21 protein-coding genes are annotated in these 18,004 nt (G+C 61.3%); 6 read left to right on the forward strand and 15 right to left on the reverse strand.

Annotation, left to right across the window (positions count from 1 at the left end):
* A partial coding sequence (locus DyAD56_RS07785; protein ID WP_146010465.1) for an integrase core domain-containing protein occupies nt 1–185 on the forward strand: 185 nt, incomplete at its 5' end.
* 231 nt (nt 186–416) lie between these two features.
* Here the strand turns inward: DyAD56_RS07785 and DyAD56_RS07790 are convergent.
* The 6 genes from DyAD56_RS07790 to DyAD56_RS07825 all read right to left on the reverse strand — a co-directional run bounded on the left by DyAD56_RS07790 (nt 417) and on the right by DyAD56_RS07825 (nt 4,390).
* Nucleotides 417–803: a hypothetical protein gene (locus DyAD56_RS07790; protein ID WP_102302200.1), complete on the reverse strand. Its 387-nt coding sequence runs from the start codon at nt 801–803 to the stop codon at nt 417–419.
* A gap of 73 nt (nt 804–876) precedes the next feature.
* The gene (locus tag DyAD56_RS07795) at nt 877–1,110 is read right to left on the reverse strand and encodes a hypothetical protein (RefSeq protein ID WP_102302201.1); all 234 of its coding nucleotides are present in this window, start codon (nt 1,108–1,110) and stop codon (nt 877–879) included.
* A gap of 174 nt (nt 1,111–1,284) precedes the next feature.
* Complete coding sequence (locus DyAD56_RS07800; RefSeq protein ID WP_102302202.1) at nt 1,285–1,773, reverse strand: hypothetical protein; 489 nt, start codon at nt 1,771–1,773, stop codon at nt 1,285–1,287.
* Between the two features lie 806 nt (nt 1,774–2,579).
* A complete protein-coding gene (locus DyAD56_RS07810) occupies nt 2,580–2,972 on the reverse strand; it encodes a hypothetical protein (RefSeq protein ID WP_102302204.1) in 393 nt (130 codons plus the stop codon).
* Between the two features lie 210 nt (nt 2,973–3,182).
* Nucleotides 3,183–3,614 carry a hypothetical protein gene (locus DyAD56_RS07815; RefSeq protein WP_146010466.1) on the reverse strand — a complete coding sequence of 144 codons (432 nt, stop codon included), beginning with the start codon at nt 3,612–3,614 and terminating at the stop codon, nt 3,183–3,185.
* A gap of 464 nt (nt 3,615–4,078) precedes the next feature.
* Nucleotides 4,079–4,390, reverse strand: a complete 312-nt coding sequence (locus DyAD56_RS07825; RefSeq protein WP_102302207.1) for a hypothetical protein — start codon at nt 4,388–4,390, stop codon at nt 4,079–4,081.
* Nucleotides 4,391–4,590: 200 nt separating this feature from the next.
* On the opposite strand from DyAD56_RS07825, the gene DyAD56_RS07830 reads away from it, so the two are divergent.
* Complete coding sequence (locus tag DyAD56_RS07830) at nt 4,591–4,938, forward strand: carboxymuconolactone decarboxylase family protein (protein ID WP_102302208.1); 348 nt, start codon at nt 4,591–4,593, stop codon at nt 4,936–4,938.
* A 29-nt stretch (nt 4,939–4,967) separates the two neighbouring features.
* Here DyAD56_RS07830 and DyAD56_RS07835 read toward each other — a convergent pair whose 3' ends face one another.
* A complete protein-coding gene (locus DyAD56_RS07835; RefSeq protein WP_199178915.1) occupies nt 4,968–5,801 on the reverse strand; it encodes a DoxX family membrane protein in 834 nt (277 codons plus the stop codon).
* Nucleotides 5,802–5,987: 186 nt separating this feature from the next.
* On the opposite strand from DyAD56_RS07835, the gene DyAD56_RS07840 reads away from it, so the two are divergent.
* Both DyAD56_RS07840 and DyAD56_RS23865 read left to right on the forward strand, forming a co-directional pair.
* On the forward strand, nt 5,988–6,404 hold the full coding sequence (locus DyAD56_RS07840) for a hypothetical protein (RefSeq protein WP_102302209.1): 417 nt from the start codon (nt 5,988–5,990) through the stop codon (nt 6,402–6,404).
* Nucleotides 6,401–6,544, forward strand: coding sequence for a hypothetical protein (locus DyAD56_RS23865; RefSeq protein ID WP_158241291.1), 144 nt, complete (start codon nt 6,401–6,403; stop codon nt 6,542–6,544). The genes DyAD56_RS07840 and DyAD56_RS23865 overlap by 4 nt, the downstream gene beginning before the upstream one ends.
* 25 nt (nt 6,545–6,569) lie before the next feature.
* Here the strand turns inward: DyAD56_RS23865 and DyAD56_RS07845 are convergent, their stop codons facing one another.
* The 5 genes from DyAD56_RS07845 to ubiA form a co-directional block, all read right to left on the reverse strand.
* Entirely contained in the window at nt 6,570–7,169 is a 600-nt protein-coding gene (locus tag DyAD56_RS07845; RefSeq protein ID WP_102302210.1) for an SMI1/KNR4 family protein, read from the reverse strand.
* 113 nt (nt 7,170–7,282) lie between these two features.
* On the reverse strand, nt 7,283–8,545 hold the full coding sequence (locus DyAD56_RS07850) for an RNA polymerase sigma factor (protein ID WP_102302211.1): 1,263 nt from the start codon (nt 8,543–8,545) through the stop codon (nt 7,283–7,285).
* A 267-nt stretch (nt 8,546–8,812) separates the two neighbouring features.
* Nucleotides 8,813–9,232 carry a VOC family protein gene (locus DyAD56_RS07855; protein ID WP_102302212.1) on the reverse strand — a complete coding sequence of 140 codons (420 nt, stop codon included), beginning with the start codon at nt 9,230–9,232 and terminating at the stop codon, nt 8,813–8,815.
* A 291-nt stretch (nt 9,233–9,523) separates the two neighbouring features.
* Nucleotides 9,524–9,952, reverse strand: a complete 429-nt coding sequence (locus DyAD56_RS07860; RefSeq protein ID WP_102302213.1) for a YciI family protein — start codon at nt 9,950–9,952, stop codon at nt 9,524–9,526.
* Nucleotides 9,953–10,133: 181 nt separating this feature from the next.
* The gene (gene ubiA, locus DyAD56_RS07865) at nt 10,134–11,159 is read right to left on the reverse strand and encodes a 4-hydroxybenzoate octaprenyltransferase (RefSeq protein ID WP_233202332.1); all 1,026 of its coding nucleotides are present in this window, start codon (nt 11,157–11,159) and stop codon (nt 10,134–10,136) included.
* A gap of 124 nt (nt 11,160–11,283) precedes the next feature.
* Here ubiA and DyAD56_RS07870 point away from each other — a divergent pair, with 124 nt between their 5' ends.
* Both DyAD56_RS07870 and DyAD56_RS07875 read left to right on the forward strand, forming a co-directional pair.
* Complete coding sequence (locus DyAD56_RS07870; protein ID WP_102302214.1) at nt 11,284–11,649, forward strand: hypothetical protein; 366 nt, start codon at nt 11,284–11,286, stop codon at nt 11,647–11,649.
* A 208-nt stretch (nt 11,650–11,857) separates the two neighbouring features.
* Complete coding sequence (locus DyAD56_RS07875; protein WP_102302215.1) at nt 11,858–14,203, forward strand: DUF2167 domain-containing protein; 2,346 nt, start codon at nt 11,858–11,860, stop codon at nt 14,201–14,203.
* Nucleotides 14,204–14,238: 35 nt separating this feature from the next.
* On the opposite strand, the gene ilvA is transcribed toward DyAD56_RS07875, so the two are convergent.
* Genes ilvA through ilvB form a run of 3 tightly spaced genes read right to left on the reverse strand, consistent with a single transcriptional unit; the run spans nt 14,239 to nt 17,943 of the window.
* Complete coding sequence (gene ilvA, locus DyAD56_RS07880; RefSeq protein WP_102302216.1) at nt 14,239–15,801, reverse strand: threonine ammonia-lyase, biosynthetic; 1,563 nt, start codon at nt 15,799–15,801, stop codon at nt 14,239–14,241.
* Nucleotides 15,798–16,040, reverse strand: a complete 243-nt coding sequence (gene ilvN / locus DyAD56_RS07885) for an acetolactate synthase small subunit (RefSeq protein WP_102302217.1) — start codon at nt 16,038–16,040, stop codon at nt 15,798–15,800. Before ilvN ends, ilvA begins: the two co-directional genes overlap by 4 nt.
* Before the next feature lie 22 nt (nt 16,041–16,062).
* Nucleotides 16,063–17,943, reverse strand: coding sequence for a biosynthetic-type acetolactate synthase large subunit (ilvB, locus tag DyAD56_RS07890; protein ID WP_102302218.1), 1,881 nt, complete (start codon nt 17,941–17,943; stop codon nt 16,063–16,065).
* Nucleotides 17,944–18,004 lie beyond the last annotated feature (61 nt).

Here is an 18,004-nt window from a genome sequence, read left to right on the forward strand (position 1 = left end):
AGAACGCTTACATCGAATCGTTCAACGGGCGCTTGCGCGATGAATGCCTCAACGAGCACTGGTTTCCCAGCCTGCTTCACGCACGCACCGAGATCGAAACCTGGCGCCGGGAATACAACGAAGAACGACCCAAGAAGGCTTTGGGCGGGCTCACGCCCGCCGACTATGCGAAGCAGCTAAAGTGACACTGGGCTCTAATTCGTCCCGCTACTGAAAGCGGGGGGACGTCGCGACGGCAAATGGCTACCGTTGCGTCCGGGATTCAAGAGCAGCGCGACCACCAGGGGAGCCCAGAAGAAAGTGAGGGCGAACCACGTCTTGTATTGCCGCATACCCCCTCCACGTCGCCCCTGGGTTTCTGCCTACGACTTCTGGCTACTGCAAGGTCCGCTCCGGGTCGAAAGCAGACAGGTTAATTACAGTCTTCCAGCCACCTCTTCGAGGAAAGTGGCGGCCCCTATGGGACGAACCACGAGCCCTCGCCCAGTGATGCGAACAACTTCCCCGGAAAAGAGCTCGATCTCCAGTTGGATCGCTCCCTTTGTCGACAATGGAAGCATAAGCAGATTGTCATGGGGACCTTCGTCTGTAACGAGACGGCCGTCCGCGACCTTTGCAGGTAACGAAACCGAGTCTCCGCCGAGACGCGCCTCGTCGATCTGAATCTCGACCGCTTGGCTCCAACCTTTCCCGTCCAGATGCACGTAAGCGTGACTAAAGGTGATCAAAAGCGAGTCGCCACGTGTCTCCATACCACTGATCATCGAATCGTGCAGCTCGATGGAATGAGGCAAGTTGGGCACTATCAGACTCCCTGAATTCCCATACGAATGAGGTCCGCTATGGGTCGAAAGCGGATGCCAGCGCCTTATGGACTCACCCTAAAATCACGCCCTTGATGAACAGCCGCTGCCATCCCTTTTCTTCCATGCACAGAGTCAGGTTCGCGCCAGCCGTCTCTTCGTCCGGATACCACCAATGTCCTGTCGGCCGAAGCCTCTCCAAACACTCGTTGAAGGCTGGCGCCGCCGCATCGTTCTGGCAAGCATCGGCTGACTTCTCGGCACCAGCCGGCGCCCAGCAGAAAGTCGCCTGATAGTGCCGAAGCATGTGTTTGCTGGCCTCTGTATACGGATTCATCGATGCGCAGGACGACAAACCAAGCACTACGGCCACCCCGAGAGTTCGTTTAATCCACACCGTACAAGCCCCCTCCACGGTTTGGTGACGGCGAGTGAAAACCGGCCTTACGCATGTCCCCTTTTTGTGCCTAGGCGGAAATCTTCACCAGGCGCGTGTTGGTTCGACACTGAGCAACCCATGTCTGTCGCGGATGATATAGACATGGTGCTTTTCGGGCAGCTCTGGCAAGAAGAACGGCTCGTCGTTCCAGTAGTCCTCCTTCGAGAACGTCAGCGACGCGTAGTCGAAGCCGTAGTTCCGGGAGATATCAAACCTGGCCACTCCAAGGCCGGGAGTAATGGTGATGCCCCAGACGTCCAGTCGATTCCCTTCCCGTCTGGATATATCGTGCCTGGCCCAGAACTCGGGAATCATTATTCGTGAACAGTTCTCTGCAAGCTCAATTGCATCGGGAATAGCCTTACAAATGTCGGGCATGAGCTTGTCGGCTCTATCGACGCACTCCAGGCAATCTTGTCGATGCTGACACCTCACCCAGATCAATCGCCTTCCGACCTGATACTCGGATCGAAAGAAGCCATCCTGATCGGAATAGATACCCAACGGCCGGTCATCAATGAGCTTTTCCATAAGTACTCTCTCCAGTGCCCGGCGGCTCCATCGTCTTCACAAACGATCGCAAGGTCCGCTTCGGGTCGGAAGCGGACCTAACCAATAGCCCTTTTTACCTAGGATTTGCCCTAGTTTCCATTTGGGGATAGCAATAGTTTCTCTACAAGTGGCCGTCTGACCGACGTCCGCATCAGATTGGCCCACTCTTGCGCGTTATCGTTGAAGACTTTGCAGGCATCGTGAAGCGATATACCTCGGTCGAGACCTAGCTCCCTCGTATCCTTTTCGACTGCCTCTAAGGCACCCTGTCGGACTCGCCGATATAGATCCTCTTCGTCATATGGATGCGGCCTCGATTTCGAGTAATCGGCAAACAATGCATGCGCTACTCGATACTCCTTGGCGTTATCCTTCACATACTCGCTGACAAACATTGAGATGTCGGCACCTTGCTCGGAGCAGAACTCCGCTCGGGCCCTCGTGTTCATGAAGTACACGCCGAAGAATTGCGACGCCGCCAAGAGCCGTTTCGTTTCGAGGTTCGGGGCTTGACTCAATAACGCATCCTGCCGAGTCGAATCTGGGATAACTGGCACAACGGCCACGGATCCGCGAGGCCATGCAACCGCGGCTCCAGAATCAATTTGGCCGACCGGTGAGACAGGCGCCGCCAACACGTCATGTGCCAAGGAGCCGGCGATCGCCAGTAGCACTGCGCACATACAGACCTTCATGTCGCCCCCCCGGGCCCCTAAGTGGAAAAGAATGCTAATTCGTTAGGTCCGCTTTGGGTCGAAAGCGGACACTTTACCCATTCGAAGGCGTCAAACCTCGATCCGAGCTGCCCCTTGGAGAACGGCTACGTATCGCGCGGGCTGCTTTTCGAAGAAGTTCAAATAGATCAGGTGGATGGTGGAGCAATCCCCGCAGAGGACAGGCCCAAAGTACGGCTGCCCGCCACCATGAGCGCGCACTATCGGATGCCCGTCGTATTCGCTCACTTCGCAGCCGAACGTACGCACGATCTCTTCCCGGTCGTTCGTCGGCAGCTCACGAAACCACTGGCCAGCCACAGATACGAACGACAGAACGTTTTGCTGAAGGTGCCTACCGCAACCGTGACACTGGATCGTCAGCGTGGCTAGTTCTTCATGCATGCCGTCAAAGAGCGGAGGCCGATTTGATGATGGCTGCAAGAACGGCTCGTCAATGCGCATGCATGCTCTCTCTCTCCGGGTAACGCAGTATCAACGGTCAAATCATGGAATGTCCGCTTTGGGTCGGAAGCAGACTCTCCCCTCCGGCCAAGTGAAAACCTACCGGAACGCCTTTTTCGATTGGGGAAGCGAACCTTTCAAGGCGCTCTGGCAAGAGTTGTCGAGCCCCCAAAGCCCACACGCCCCTCATTCCCTGTCGCTTGTTTCCTTTCAGGGCGAGGTGCGTCGGAAGCGGGCCAATGCTCCCACCGCCGCACTGGCGATGACAAACGCCACGACGGTCATGAGTAGTCCAGAGAGGTAGATGCCATACCCCAGTCCCTGCGGAAGCGGATTGGTAAAAATGGATCGATACGTCCAGGCTTCAGCCACCAGCAAAGCAGTGGCTAGGTACGCCCACGGGTGGAATGGGCGCAGCAAGCGAAGCACAAGCACGATGGGCAGGCACAGGATGACGTTGATGATCACGTCCTGCGTGAACAGAAGTCCATGCAGGGAATTCCCCGTGACGCCATGCGTGATGAGCCAGTGCGGAATCGGATTGACCTGCACGAGATGGCTCCATACGTATCCAAGCGTGACCACATGGATAAAGCCCAGCATGGCAGACACCACGGCAGCCATCAGCCATTTCCCTGTCATACCCTCTCCCTTTCACGAGCGCATGTTTCTCGGATTGAAAAGCAAGTGACTTGAGCAGCCTTACGCGAGCACCGGCCCACCTTGGGCAGATGTCTGCAATGGGGCGGAAGCAAACGTTGGCGCCGCCGCCCGATTGAGCGATTACCCCCGAAGGGTCTGCTTACTTCGCATTCCGCTTCTTTTCTTCCTTGGCCGCCTTCTTTTCCTTCATCGTTTTGGCCGGCTTTTTCTTGTCGGCCTTCTTCGAATCCATACCCTTGCTCATATCATCTCCTCGGTCATCGTTTGTCGAGTCGCACGTTGGACATTTCGTCCCTTAGATACCGGAGCTTTCGCTCGCGAAGCACCTCACGAACGGAAGATTACGCCAAGCTGAAAATCTGCAACGCTTTGCAGGTAAGGATCTTCGCACCCTCGCGAGGGTCCCTATCTACGTCTGTCGAATGGTCAGGTTTTCACTAACACTACGGCAGTTTGAACTTGCGCGTGGAGCGTAGCGGCCAGACGGACGTGAACTGGGTGCCACCTGCCACGCGGAAAGCGGCAGACATGCCGTTCAGAACGCCCAGTTCTTCCAGAACGTCTTTTGCGCGCCGAAAGGTATGCCGTGGATCAGACGCAAGCATAAAAAGATTGATCTCTTTTGGACTGACATCGTAGCCCTCCAGCTCCACCGTATCGCCCAATGTCTCCTTCAACTTGCCCTCCATCGTCGCGAGAAAGGCTTCGTCGGCCAGGGACTTGCGCCAGAACTTGATGACGAGTTGATAATCCATGTGGCGATTGTAGGCCCAACTACCACCATTAGTCGGCCCCAACGTGTGCCGGCCGTATCGGTACTTGCAGGCTCACCGTAAGGGCAGGCCGTTTGGCCTCGAACCATCGTCGTATTCACCCCGCCGCAACGCAGGGCGCAGCATCGTCTGGTCGTGACCCGGGCAGGGACGGGCGCGATCCACTCCCACGGAGACGCCACATGCTCAACTGGCCTGACTACCGCAAAGAACTGCTTGGCCGCATCGGCGAGATGGCCAAGCTGAGTCCCGACACTGTTGCCGGTTACCAGACGCTATCCAACGCCAACAGCAAGAACGGCCATCTGGACGCCAAAACGCGCGAGCTGATTTCGCTGGCCGTCGCGGTGACCACGCGTTGCGACGGCTGTATCACCGTGCACACCGCCGAAGCGCTCAAACAGGGCGCCACGCACGACGAAATCGCGGAAGCGCTGGGTGTCGCCGTAGCCATGAATGCGGGTGCCGCGCTGGTCTACTCCGCGCGCGTGCTCGATGCTGTACATGGCTACGAAGAACGGCCCAAGTAAGAGTCGCGAATAAGACGACTGCGCGTCCATCAGGCGCGCGCAGTCGGTGCTCGGTAGGAGTCAGCCACCACCCACGCGCCGCATGCAATGGCGGCGGAAATCACCAGCGCCGTCCACGCGGTACGGTCAGTGGGTGCCGCCACGATAGCCGGGACCCACACCAGCACCGTGATGATCCACAGCATGGCCGCCTCCAGCAGAGCGGCCAACCGTGGCAGCACGCCGAGTAGCACCGCAAGGCAGGCCGCGATGCTGGCGGCGCCGGTGAGATAGGCCCAGCCAAGGTGATACGGCAGCCATGCAGGCACCAGCGCCACCGTCTGCTCGCTGTAGAAAAAATGCGCTAGGCCGATCATCGGTAGCGACAGCGCAAACAGCACGCGGGCCGCACGTATGCCGCGCTGCCCGGTGATAGGATGCCACCCGCCACGGCGATCGCCCATGGCCTGAGCAAACAACACCCACGCGCCCGCGAGGATCACCGCGATCTCGCCAAAGCCCAGCCACGTCGCTTCCATCGACGGCACGGCAATCACCGCCGGCACCTTCAGCAGCACCACCCACATCAGCATGAATGCCGTCAGCAACGCCGCTGCCGGCTTTGCCCAGCGCCTCAGCAGCAAGCCAACGCCAGCGATCCATTCGATCGCCGCAAAGGCATAAGCAATCGCCCTGGCACCCGGCATATGCTCTATGGGCAGGTGTTGCCATACCAGGGCCACGTCGCCGTAGACAAAACCCAGCAGGCCCAGCCCGATCATGGTGAGTGCCAAACATTGTTGCGACACGTGCATTTGCGCCACGGGAGTGATGGCCATGTCGTCGGCCAGCAGCGTGGTTGATGCCTGATACGAACGCTCCATACCTTGCTCCTTCACGAAGAACGGACAGGGGGAACAGTGATTCGATACACACGCGGCCAGCCTTGGCCCGAACCACACGACATGCCCTGGCGGGCTGCCGTATCGCGCCATTTAAACGGCTAGCCGGCTGTGGTGCAATCATGGGTGCTAACCGCTTTGGTCCATCGCTCCAACGGAGGGATTGTCATGTACCGACCTCGCCTCATTACAAGCCTGTCGCCGGATACGGATGCCGACGGCATCAAGGTTTACACCATCGCCGCCGATGGCAAAGCGGTGGATATCTCGCACTACCAGCCACGCCTGCATGCCATGAAACAAGCCCGGCCCGTGGCATGGCGCGACACCCCCGCCTTCGCCATCTGCCACGAAGCGGCCAATGCACGCTATCTGGTGTTGGGATGGTGGGGCAACGACAACGAGATGTTCATCGCTGTCGCAGCGCAGGACGCCACCGGCTGGGTGGAAGACATGTCTCGCTATTCGTTCTGCCTGTGGGACATGGAAGTCATGTGGCACGAGCGCAATGCCTTCATCGAATGCCTGTATGGCGCCGTGCCAAGCCTCGATGCATATCGCGCCGACCGGCTGTGCAAGACATGACTACCCACAAGGCCTGGTGGGTCGCCAAGGGCATGGCTCGGCTTATGTTCGTGGTGTTGCTCAGTCTGCTGATGGCAGGTCTGGGCTATCTGGCGATCGTCGCGGTGATCGTGCATTTTCCGCCACACGCGATTTTCTAGCGGCGATCGTGCTGTGCCGCCGAGGCTATTCGTCTTCGAAGACAAATCGATACCCGTCGTTGATCAGCTGCTGCAGATAAACATCGAAGCTCTCGGCAATCACCGCATAGCTGTCCGGATCGTGCAGGAAGCGCATGACCTGGCCGATCTTGCCTCCCGCTGCAGGGTCAAAATCAACATACAGCACCGATGTACCGCCATTATTCATGCAGTGCGAAAAGCACAGCCTTTTGCTCATCGGAACGTTCGGATCGATCCGTGCATCAACCATGTCCGGATCCTCCTGCACGCAATCGCCATAACGCTCGGTGATGCTGTCGCTGGAATAACCCGCAGAGTGCATGTTGAGCGCTTGCCCGGTGGACAGAAGGTAATAGGGATATTCACCGCCATCCACATCAGCCCCCAGCATGAGCACCGCGATCTTGGTGTCGCCATAAGTGCGCCAATAAGTGCCATCCACGCGGCTCCACAATTCGAGCAAGCTGTCGGGGCAGGCAGGATAAGCGTCGCGTATCGCGGCTAGTTGTCCGGCATCGGCACCCGTAGCGATGGTCAGCTGTTCGCGTGCGTCCGGAGGTAGTACTTCGTTCAGGCCAGAAAGATAGGTTTCAACCAGAGACATGCCGCAGCTCGGACGCATTTAAAGGAAGGAGAAGGGTGGAAGGAAGCACGGTGAAAAGGTCGTGTGCCGAACTACGTGAAAGGCTTCGAAATGAGAGCTTTCAGTGCGTGTCATCAGCTCGGTACGTTGGCGGCACGCTGTAGCAGCAGTTCGCGCTCTCGCAGGTTGCGGGCGAGTGAGGCCGCGCGTTTGAGCTCTTCGCGCGCCTCGCCATGGCGGCCCAGTCGTCCCAGCAGCTCGCCGCGCACGCTGGGCAGAAGGTGGTACTGGCGAAGCAAGGGCTCGTCGCGCAGGGCATCCACCAACGATAGGCCAACTTCCGGGCCAAATGCCTGGGCATGCGCCACCGCGCGATTGAGAGCGACCACGGGCGAAGGCATGGCGCGAGCCAGCGCGTCGTACAGCGCGGCGATGCGCGGCCAGTCGGTGTCCTCTGGCGTGAGGGCTCGCGCATGGCAGGCAGCAATGGCCGCCTGCAAGGTGTACGGGCGTGCAGTACCACCCAGCGCTTCCGCGCGTTGCAGCGAGGCAAGGCCGCGCCGTATCAGCAGTTGATCCCAGCGTGTGCGGTTCTGGTCGTTCAACAGGATGGGTTCGCCATTCGGTCCCTGCCGCGCAGCCGTGCGTGACGCTTGTATTTCCATCAGCGCGACTAGGCCATGCACTTCTGCTTCGGTAGGCGCCAAGCCGGCGAGCACGCGGCCAAGGCGCATGGCTTCGTCGCACAATTGCGGGCGCATCCAATCACCGCCGGAGGTGGCGGCGTAGCCTTCGTTGAAGATCAGGTAGACCACTTCCAGCACGGAAGCGAGTCGCACCCCCAGCTCGTCGCCGCGCGGCACTTCAAACGGCACCTGCGCGTCGCTGAGCGTGCGCTTGGCGCGCACAATGCGTTGCGCGACGGTGGGCTCGGGCACCAGAAAGGCGCGCGCAATTTCCACGGTGGTCAAGCCACCGAGCATGCGCAGCGTAAGTGCTACGCGCGCCTCGGTGGATAGCACCGGATGGCACGCGGTGAAGATCAGGCTGAGCAGGTCATCACCCACCGGGTTGTCGAGCATGGCATCCGGGTCTCCCACGGATTGTTCGAGCTGGTCTTCGATCTCACGCGTCAGTTCGTCTTCCTTGCGCCGGTGCAAGGCACGGCGACGCATCTGGTCGATGGCGCGGTGTTTGGCCGTGGTCATCAACCACGCACCGGGGTTGCGCGGCACACCGGTGGTCGGCCACTGCTCCAGCGCCGTCACCAGCGCGTCCTGCGCGAGCTCCTCGGCTACGCCTACATCGCGAACGATGCGGGCAAGGCCGGCGATAAGGCGCGAGGCTTCCATGCGCCAGACGGCGTCGATGGTGCGATGGATGTCGGTGGCGGTCATGGCCGCTGATCACAGCACCACCCATCCTGCGGCGCAAGTTCGCACGCACCATGCCGCCGTAGCCTATAGCCTGTTCAACAGCTCCATTCTTGCCATTCGTCATTCCGGCGCAGGCCGGAATCCAGTAGCGAGTACGTTAGATGTTCGCGGTAACCGGACATGTTTTGGGGGTGCTTCGCGAAACCCTGATACAGAGGTCACTGGATTCCGGCCTGCGCCGGAATGACGGTGAGGGGAATGAGCAGTGCGGAGATGTTGAGCCGTGGATCAGGGCGGCGACATCACCATCCAGTGCACGCCAAAGCGGTCGTGCAACATGCCAAAGGCGGAGGCGAAGAAGGTTTTCGACAGCGGCATGGTGACGCCGCCACCGTCAGCCAGTGCGTGGAAATAGCGCTTTGCCTCTGCTTCGTCCTTCGCATTGATCACTAGGGAAAAGCCCTGGAACGTGGGCTTGCCGAGGCAATCACCGTCGGATGCATTGACCAGTGATTCCCCGATCTTCATCGATGCATGCATGATCTTTTCCCCGTCCGGCGGACGCGGCCCCGCGGGCTGGTCGTCCGGTTGCTCGGGGTTGTCCTTGAAGCGGACGAGATTCTGCACTTGCGCACCGATGGCCTGGCCATAGAAGGCAAGCGCTTCCTCGCAGCGGCCATCGAAGAACAAGTAAGGCTGGATCAGCATGACGATGTCTCCCTTGGAGCGATGATTGGGTCTGTTAACGCCATTGGCGTAGCCCGCGTTGCTTGTCCGTAGCCACCCGGTGGTAGTGCGCGGCGCCGGCCTGGCTGGCTGCCAGGTCAAGCCGTGCGCTGCTGCCGGGTGGCTACGGACAAGCAACCCTCCGGGCTGGGTCTTTTTGTCCGCCATACCGCGTCATCACTCAGTCGTGTACGGACGTACATTCCTTCGTTCTTCCTTGTCTGGCGGACAAAAAGCTCCCAGCGCGGGCCACGCCAATGGCGCTAACAGACCCTAGTGACTGTCGGCCATCTTGGCGCGTAGCTGCGCTTCCTGCTCGCGCAGTTCGGGGGTGAGCTCCTCGCCGAAATCTTCGGCCTCGAACACGCGGCGGATTTCGATCTCCGAAGCACCTTCCTCAAACGGATTAGGGCAGCGCTTCATCCATTCGATGGCTTCTTCCAGCGAAGCGACCTGCAGCAGCCAGAAGCCGGCGATCAGTTCCTTGGTTTCGGCGAATGGGCCGTCGATGACGGTGCGCTTGTCACCTTCGTAGCGCACGCGCGCGCCGTTCTTGCTGGGGTGCAGCCCTTCGCCGGCCAGCAGCACACCGGCCTTGACCAGTTCCTCGTTGAACCGGGTCATCTCGGTGAGCAGTTTTTCGCTGGGCATGTCGCCGGCTTCGGAGGCCCGGCTGGCGCGGACCATGGCTACAAATCGCATCGTGGTAACTCCTTCGTATGGCATGAATGGACCTGCCTTGGGCGGTCCTCATCCTGACGACGAACGACCCTGGCAAGAATCGACAGGGTAATCGACGACATTTTCAGAAGGTGTTTCGAGTGCGTGTAGGCGAGTGCGTAATCGCAGGCTTCACACCGCGGTCACGCACGCAGCGGGGTGCTCAGCGGAATGCCAGCGCCAGCACGATGCCTATCCACACCGCCATGCCCAGCCAGTTGTTGTTGCGGAAGGCCCACAGGCAGGCGGCGCGGTCATGGCTGCGGATGCGCCAGAGTTGCCAGCCAAACAGGCCGGCGGCCGCCAGCAGGCCCAGCCAGTATGGCCAGCCCAGCATGGCGCGCTGGCCCACAAACAGCATGGCCAACAGAAAAGTGGCAATCAGGATGCCCAGGATGGGCAGATCCGCATCGCCGAACAAAATGGCGGTGGACTTGGCGCCGGCCTGGATGTCGTCGTCGCGATCCACCAGGGCGTATTCGGTGTCGTAGACCACCGACCAGATGATGTTGGCAATAAACAACAGCCAGCCCACGGGCGGCACGGTGTTCATCACGGCGGCAAAGGCCATCGGGATGGCCCAGCCGAAGGCCGCGCCCAGTACCACCTGCGGCAGGTGCGTGTAGCGCTTGGTGAACGGGTAGATCGCGGCCAGCGCCGCGCCCGCAAACGACAGTTCGATGGTGAGCCGGTTGGTGAACAGCACCAGGATGAACGAGCACACCAGCAGGCTGGCAAATACGATCAAGGCTTCGCGCGGCGTCACCCGACCCGCCGCGATGGGGCGGCCGGCGGTGCGTTCCACCTGTGGGTCCAGCTTGCGGTCGGCGAAATCGTTGATGGCGCAACCGGCCGCGCGCATGAAAAACACGCCCAGCGTAAAGATCACCAGCAGTTTCACCGGCGGGAAATCCGACGCGGCCAGCCACAGCGCCCACCAGGTGGGCCACAGCAGCAGCAGGGCGCCGATGGGGCGATCCATACGGGTCAGCACCAGGTAATCACGCGCCTTGGTGCGGTACGCCTCGGGCAGCTTCTGCAGTAACCAGTCGAGCACGCGCGTGGCGCGGGTGGAGCTGTCCGCCGGCTGCGCGGTACGCGATGGCGCAGCGCCGGGCCGCGGGCGCGGGCGCGGCGTGTTGGTGGACGGCAGATTGCGCCGCTGGCGCTTGCGTGAGGTAGGAGCCATCTTCCAAGTTTACCGTGCTCCACCCTTGCACGTGGCGTGACGTATGGCCGATTTGCATGGCGCAGGCTGTCGCAACCTCGTCACAAAGCGGCCTACACTCCGGGCTTCTGCGCGGACGATACCCATGCCCAAAGCCCTTAGCCACATCGCCCTGATCGTCAACCATCCCACCCGCACCGCCCACCTGCTGACCGATGTGTTTCCGGATGCGCGCGTCCTGCGCGGGGAAGATCCGGAGGATTCACACCCGGAGGTGATTCTTGCGCTGGCCGGGCTGGAGTTTGCGCTGATCCGCGGGCAAGGGCCGGCCTCCCGCAACGGCGACCACATCGCCTTTGCCGTCACCAAGCAGGAGCAGCTCGACTGCGCGCGCCGCATGGACGCGCTGGCGCTGGATTACCAGATGGCGCGCGACGACACGGCGCTGTACTTCAGCGACTACGACAACCACGTGTTCGAGCTGGAAGTGGTGGACGACGTTGCGCCCTGAGCGTGCCGTCGCGTGGGTGAAGGCGTCGGCGCTCTATTCAGTCGCGCGTGCATCGAGACAGCGCGCCGAAGCGGTGAACGTTCTACACTACGCGGGCGTCTGATAGGGGCAGGCGTAGTCATCATCGACCTTGGAAGACAAGGGCGTCATGCACGCAGGATCCTTCGCGTGATCGTTCCATGATGCCCCTCACGCATGGATTGCCGCTATGAAGTCATCGATCACCCTCCGCCGCCCGGCGCTTGCTTTACTCCTTGTCTGCACCGGCATCGCCTACGCCGATACCTCGCCGTCCGAACCGAAAAATGCGCCGTCGCCCCGGTTGATACCCGTCTGCGCCGAAACGCTGTACCGCGCCTGCGGCCTGGTGGATCGGCAAGGCAATTGGGCGGTGCAGCCGGCCTATAGCGAGCTGTACGCCAATGGCGATATCTGGGTGGCCGAGCGGGAATCCCATCGGATCGACCTGCTGGACGCCGCCGGCAAGACCATCAGCGAGACCTCGCTGCAAGACATCGGGCGTTTCAATGAGGGACTTGCCGCAGCGCAGGATGCGAAGGGCCAGCAATACGGTTACATCGACACCAAGGGCCAGTTCGTCATACCGCCGAGCTATGAAACGGCCGGTGGTTTCTCCGGTGGGCTGGCGGTGGTCGGCAACACCGTCGACGGCGACTTGAAGATAGGTGTGATCGATCGGCAGAACCATCTTGTGGTGCCGCTCGGGGAATACGAGCACGTGGACGCCTATGCCTTTGGGCTGGCGGTGGTGCAGCGGGGCGAATCGCCGGTGAATGGCGGCGCCACGCAGCTGGGCGTTATCGATGCGCACGGCAAGCTCGTGATGCCATTCGCGGAGCGCATGGGCTTGACCGTTGTTGGCCCGGGGCGCGTGCTGGAGGCGACATCGAAGAACCACGACACGATCGATCACTATCGACTGCTGGATACGCAAGGCCACGAATTGTTCGCCGTGTCCGGCGATAGCGCGGTAATCCAGGATCCTACGGAAGGTCTGTCTTTCTTTGCGGATGCCGAGGGGCGAACTGGCGTGCTCGACATCCAGAGCGGCCACGTTGCCGTGACACCGCGCAAGGAGTGGAGCGGTGGCCTGCCCTTTTCGGAAGGTCGCGCGTGGGTTCTGCTATCCATTGGCGACAATGGCAATCAGGTACACGTACTGATCGACCGCAATGGCAAGGAGCTGTTGCGCCGGACCGGAAACAGCATCGGCGATTTCCATGGCGGCATCGCAGCAGTCACCGATGACCTGGGCCGATGGGGCTTGATCGACCACGCCGGCAAGCCGATGAGCGCATTCGAGTTCTACTCCGCTTTGGCGCCGTGGTCGTGGTCCGAGCAGACGCCCAGGGATGGTGACGTCATGCAGTTCACCGAAATCACGTCACTGCACGACAGCCCGCAACGAACGGTATGGATGAACGCCAAGGGTGCGTCCATTGTCAGCCTCGAGCCACAGACCTGCGGCATTCAGGCTGTGCACAACGCCAAAGGCGAAACCATTTGGCCCGCCAACGTGGCCGATACCTGCGCTGCCAAGGCATCATCCGATGGATCGAGCCAGGCCGCTCTCAGCGATGGCGCGAAGGCCGTGTTGCTGGAAGCTGCGCAGCGAAAACTGCAGTTGGCGAAGGAAGAAGATAAGCGCAACGGTTACGAGTTCGGTCCGTCGTCCGGCGACATCCTCATTCCGCTCGGCGTTGAGTGGCAGCACGGTCCGGCGACCATCAAACTCGATGGGCCTGCGACATTCGATTTGCCCAAGGGCTACCGTTACCTGTCGCCGGAGGCGGTGCGTAAGCTGCCGAACGACCCTTCACCGGATGCCAGCCTTTCCGTAGCGCTGGTTGCACCGGAAGACGGTAGCTGGATCGCGCGCATGGTCGTGGCACAGCAAGGTTACGTGCCCACGGAAGGCGTCCAGCTCGATACGCAGCGGCTGGAACAGACCATCAACTACTACGGTGCGCGCTTTGATATACACGCGCCCGTTGGTAGCGCGCACATGACGTCCATGAAGTGGCTTGCCAAGCCCGCGTGGGATGCAGCACACCACCGCCTGGACTGGGGCTACCGCTACACCGACATGGGCTCCCCCAACGGCGGCTACCACTACGACAGCCATGCGGAATTGAACAACGTCACGCTGGGTCGCCTCTATGCGGTTGCGCTGCAGATCACGTTGTCCGGGTTCGATCAGGATCAGAAACAGGCGGTCATCGGCAATCCACTGAACACGCTCGCCCAAGGCATCCATTTCGATCAGGGCGCGCGTTATGAGGATCATCAGACGGCTGACGCCACCGCTGCGCTAGGCCTTGAAGGCTTCATCACCGGACCCAAACCGGAGGAGACGAAGGCCTCCGAAGATCTCATCATCCAAGGCATGGCACGCGCGGAAGAAAAACGCGACCTGCACATCCTGGGGTTGCTGGGTCGTCTGGCCATCCTGATCGTGCCGGTGCTGACGGCATGGGGCGTGCGGCGGGCCCGGAAAGCGAGCGGATCAAGCGAGCCGACCAACAACGGCTGATGTTTCATTATGCGTTTCGCTGATACCAGCGCTGCTCAGCGCAGCAATAACCGGTACGCCGGATTCTCGCTCTCGTCGCGGAACGGATAACCCAGCGTATCGAGGAAGGCCTGGAACAGTGTGCGCTCGTCCTGCGGCACCTGGATGCCGACGAGGATGCGTCCGTAATCGGCACCCTGGTTGCGGTAATGGAACAGGCTGATATTCCAATCCGGGTGCATGTGGCTGAGGAAACGCGTGAGTGCACCCGGCCGTTCGGGAAACTCGAAGCGATACAGCAGTTCGTCGCGTGCCAGCGGTGAGCTGCCACCGATCATGTGGCGTAGATGCAACTTGGCGAGTTCGTCGTCGGTGAGATCGAGCACACCGAAGCCGTGCGAGCGGAACGCGTCGATAAGCGTCTCGCGCTCATCGCGGTGCGTGGTCTGCACGCCGACGAAGATATGCGCCTCGCTGGCATTGCCGATCCGGTAATTGAATTCGGTGATGCTGCGCTGATCCAGCGCGGCACAGAAACGCCGAAAGCTGCCGCGTTCCTCGGGAATGGTAACGGCGAACACCGCCTCACGCTGCTCGCCCACTTCCGCGCGCTCAGCGACAAAGCGCAGCCGGTCGAAGTTGAGGTTTGCGCCGGACACAATGGCGACCATCGGGTGCTCCGACGCGCCGTGTGTCGCCACGTACTGCTTGAGCCCCGCCAGGGCGAGTGCGCCGGCCGGTTCGGGTACGCTGCGCGTGTCATGGAATACGTCACGGATGGCGGCACAGATGGCGTCGGTATCCACGCGCACCATGTCGTCCACATAGCGCTGGCACAGCTCGAAGGTCAGGTCGCCCACGCGCTTCACCGCCGTGCCGTCGGCAAACAGCCCGACTTCCGGAAGCGTCACCGGCACGCCCGCCTGCAGCGATTGCACCATGGCATCGGAATCGCAGGTCTGCACGCCGATGACCTTGATCTCCGGACGCAGCGCCTTGACGTAGCCGGCCACGCCGGCGAGCAGGCCACCGCCACCCACCGGTACGAAGATCGCGTGCAGCGCACCGGGATGTTGGCGCAGGATCTCCATGCCCACCGTGGCCTGCCCGGCGATCACGGCAGCATCGTCGAAGGGATGTACAAAGGTGTAGCCGCGTTCGGCCTGCAGGCGCGAGGCCGCCGCCTGCGCGTCGCTATAGGAATCGCCGGCCAGTACCACCTCTACTCGCGGACCGCCAAAGCGTCGCACGGCGTCAACCTTCACTTGCGGTGCGGTCACGGGCATCACGATAACGGCGTGTATGCCCAGTCGCGCTGCCGCCAACGCCACGCCTTGCGCATGATTGCCGGCGGAGGCGGCGATGACGCCGCGCGCCCGCTGCTCTGGGCCAAGCTGCGCCATGCGGTTATACGCGCCGCGCAACTTGAACGAGAACACCGGTTGCTGATCTTCGCGCTTGAGCAGTACGTGTTGACCCAGGCGCGTGGACAGCAGCGGTGCAGCGTCCAGCGAAGTTTCCCGCGCCACGTCGTAGACCCGCGCGCCTACGGTCTGCCGTAGCAGTTCGTGCTCGCTCAGGCTGTCCGTCGCATCGGCAGCGGCGACCAGTGCATTCATGGCGTGGTAGCGGGATGGCTAACGTCGATCACATCGACCAGCTTGCGAGTCTGCTTGATGATCTGCTCCACCGTATCGTCCGCACCATGCATGACTAATGTGAGTTGCGACACCTCCGGGTCATCAGTGGTGGCGACGGTGAGCGAGTCGATATTGCAGTGGCGCGCGGCGAACATGCCGGCCACGCGCATCAAAGCGCCGGATTCGTTTTGCAGCAGGATGGAAAGTGTGTGTTTCATACGGGTTCCCTAGCGGCGATCCTCAGAACATGTCCGATGTGGCATCACCGGATGCTGCCGGTGGTACGCGTGACGGAATGAAATCGCCCGTAATCATCTGAGCGTATGTCGCGCCCGGTCCCACCATGGGATACACGCCAGCATCGGGATCGATCATCACCTCAAGGAAGGCAGGACCATCAAAGGCGAGAAAGTCGGCAATGGTGTCTGCCAGCTCGTCCTTGTTCTCCAGCCGCTTCGCCCACTCGAAACCATCGGCCTGCGCGGCTTTGATGAAGTCCTTCTTGTGCAGGCTCTTGTCGGACGAGGCGAAACGGCCGCGGAAAAACAGCTTCTGCCACTGGCGCACCATGCCGTCGCCAATGTTGTTGAGCACCACCACCTTCACCGGCAGGTTGTAGGTGGTGACGGTTTCCAGCTCGCCGAGATTCATGCGGATGCTGGCGTCCCCGTCGATATCGATCACTATCGCATCGCGTCGCGCGAACTGCGCGCCGATGGCGGCTGGCAGGCCGAAGCCCATGGTGCCCATGGAGCCGGAGGTGAGCCAATGGCGCGGCTCGCGGAAGTCGAAGTACTGAGCGGCCCACATCTGGTGTTGGCCCACGCCCGTGCTGATCACGGCACGGCCTTGCGTGTGGTGGTTAATCGCCTGGATCACCGCCTGTGGTTGGATCAATGCGCTGTCGCGATCGTAGTTGAGCGCATGCGTCTGCTTGAGCGCGGCGACATGCGCATGCCAGTCCGCATAGCGACCGTCGCTGCCAAAGTTCAGCGCGTGGCGCACGCCGTACTGGTGTAGGCGTGACAGGGTGGCGTCGAGGTCGCCGTGGTGATGCCAGTGCACCGACTTCACCTTGCCGATCTCGGCCGGGTCGATATCGATCTGGGCGATAAAGCGCGCGTTGGGCGCGAAGCGATCGGGCACGCTGGCGACGCGATCATCGAAACGCGCACCCAGGGCCAGCAGGAAGTCGCAATCCTCCACGGCATAGTTGGCATGGGCCGTGCCGTGCATGCCAAGCATATGCAGTGCGAGCGGATCAGTGGTGTCCACCGCGCCGATGCCCATCAGCGTGGTCGTTACCGGCAGGCCAAACTGTTTGACGAAAGCACGCAGCGTGGCGGATGCCTCGCCGGCAATGATGCCGCCGCCGGCGTAGATCAACGGGCGCTTCGCCTTCGCCAGTGCATCGAAGAAGGCCACACAGTGTGCGTCGTCCACGCGTGCGCTTTGAATGGCGTGCTGGCGTGCGCGATAGCCCGGAATCGGCAGCGTGCCTTCGCCGGCAAAGGCGAGCGCGGTGTTCTGTACGTCCTTGGGAATATCCACCACCACCGGGCCGGGGCGTCCACTGCGCGCAATCTCGAAGGCGGTACGCAACGTGACTTCCAGTCGCGACGGATCGGTGAGCAGGAACACGTGCTTGGCGCACGGACTCATGATGTTGCTGACCGGTGCTTCCTGGAAGGCGTCGCTACCCAGCGCGCCCGTGGGCACCTGGCCGCAGATCACCACCATCGGTATCGAATCGGACATCGCATCACGTACCGGCGTCACCATATTAGTGGCGCCCGGGCCCGAGGTGACGATGGCGACACCCACCTTGCCCGAAGCGCGCGCATAACCGGCAGCCATGAAGCCTGCGCCCTGCTCGTTGGCGGGCACGATCAGCGGCATCGGCTCGCCACCCATGGGCGAGAGATGCGTGGCGTTGTAGCGGAACACGGCGTCGTACACCGGCAGGATCGCGCCGCCCGAATAACCGAACAGCACGTTGACGCCTTCGTCGGCCAGTACCTGTACCACCACTTCCGCGCCGCTCATGCTCTGGCCGGCCAGCGGGTGGGTGGTCAATGGTGCAGGCACGTCACGATCTTCGACGGCTCGGTGCAATGGCATGTTCACGGTGATCGGTTTTCCCAGTGCATCGCCGACGCATCGGCGAGCGGAATAGGGTTTG

Source organism: Dyella sp. AD56, assembly GCF_002878475.1.
Classification (GTDB): domain Bacteria; phylum Pseudomonadota; class Gammaproteobacteria; order Xanthomonadales; family Rhodanobacteraceae; genus Dyella.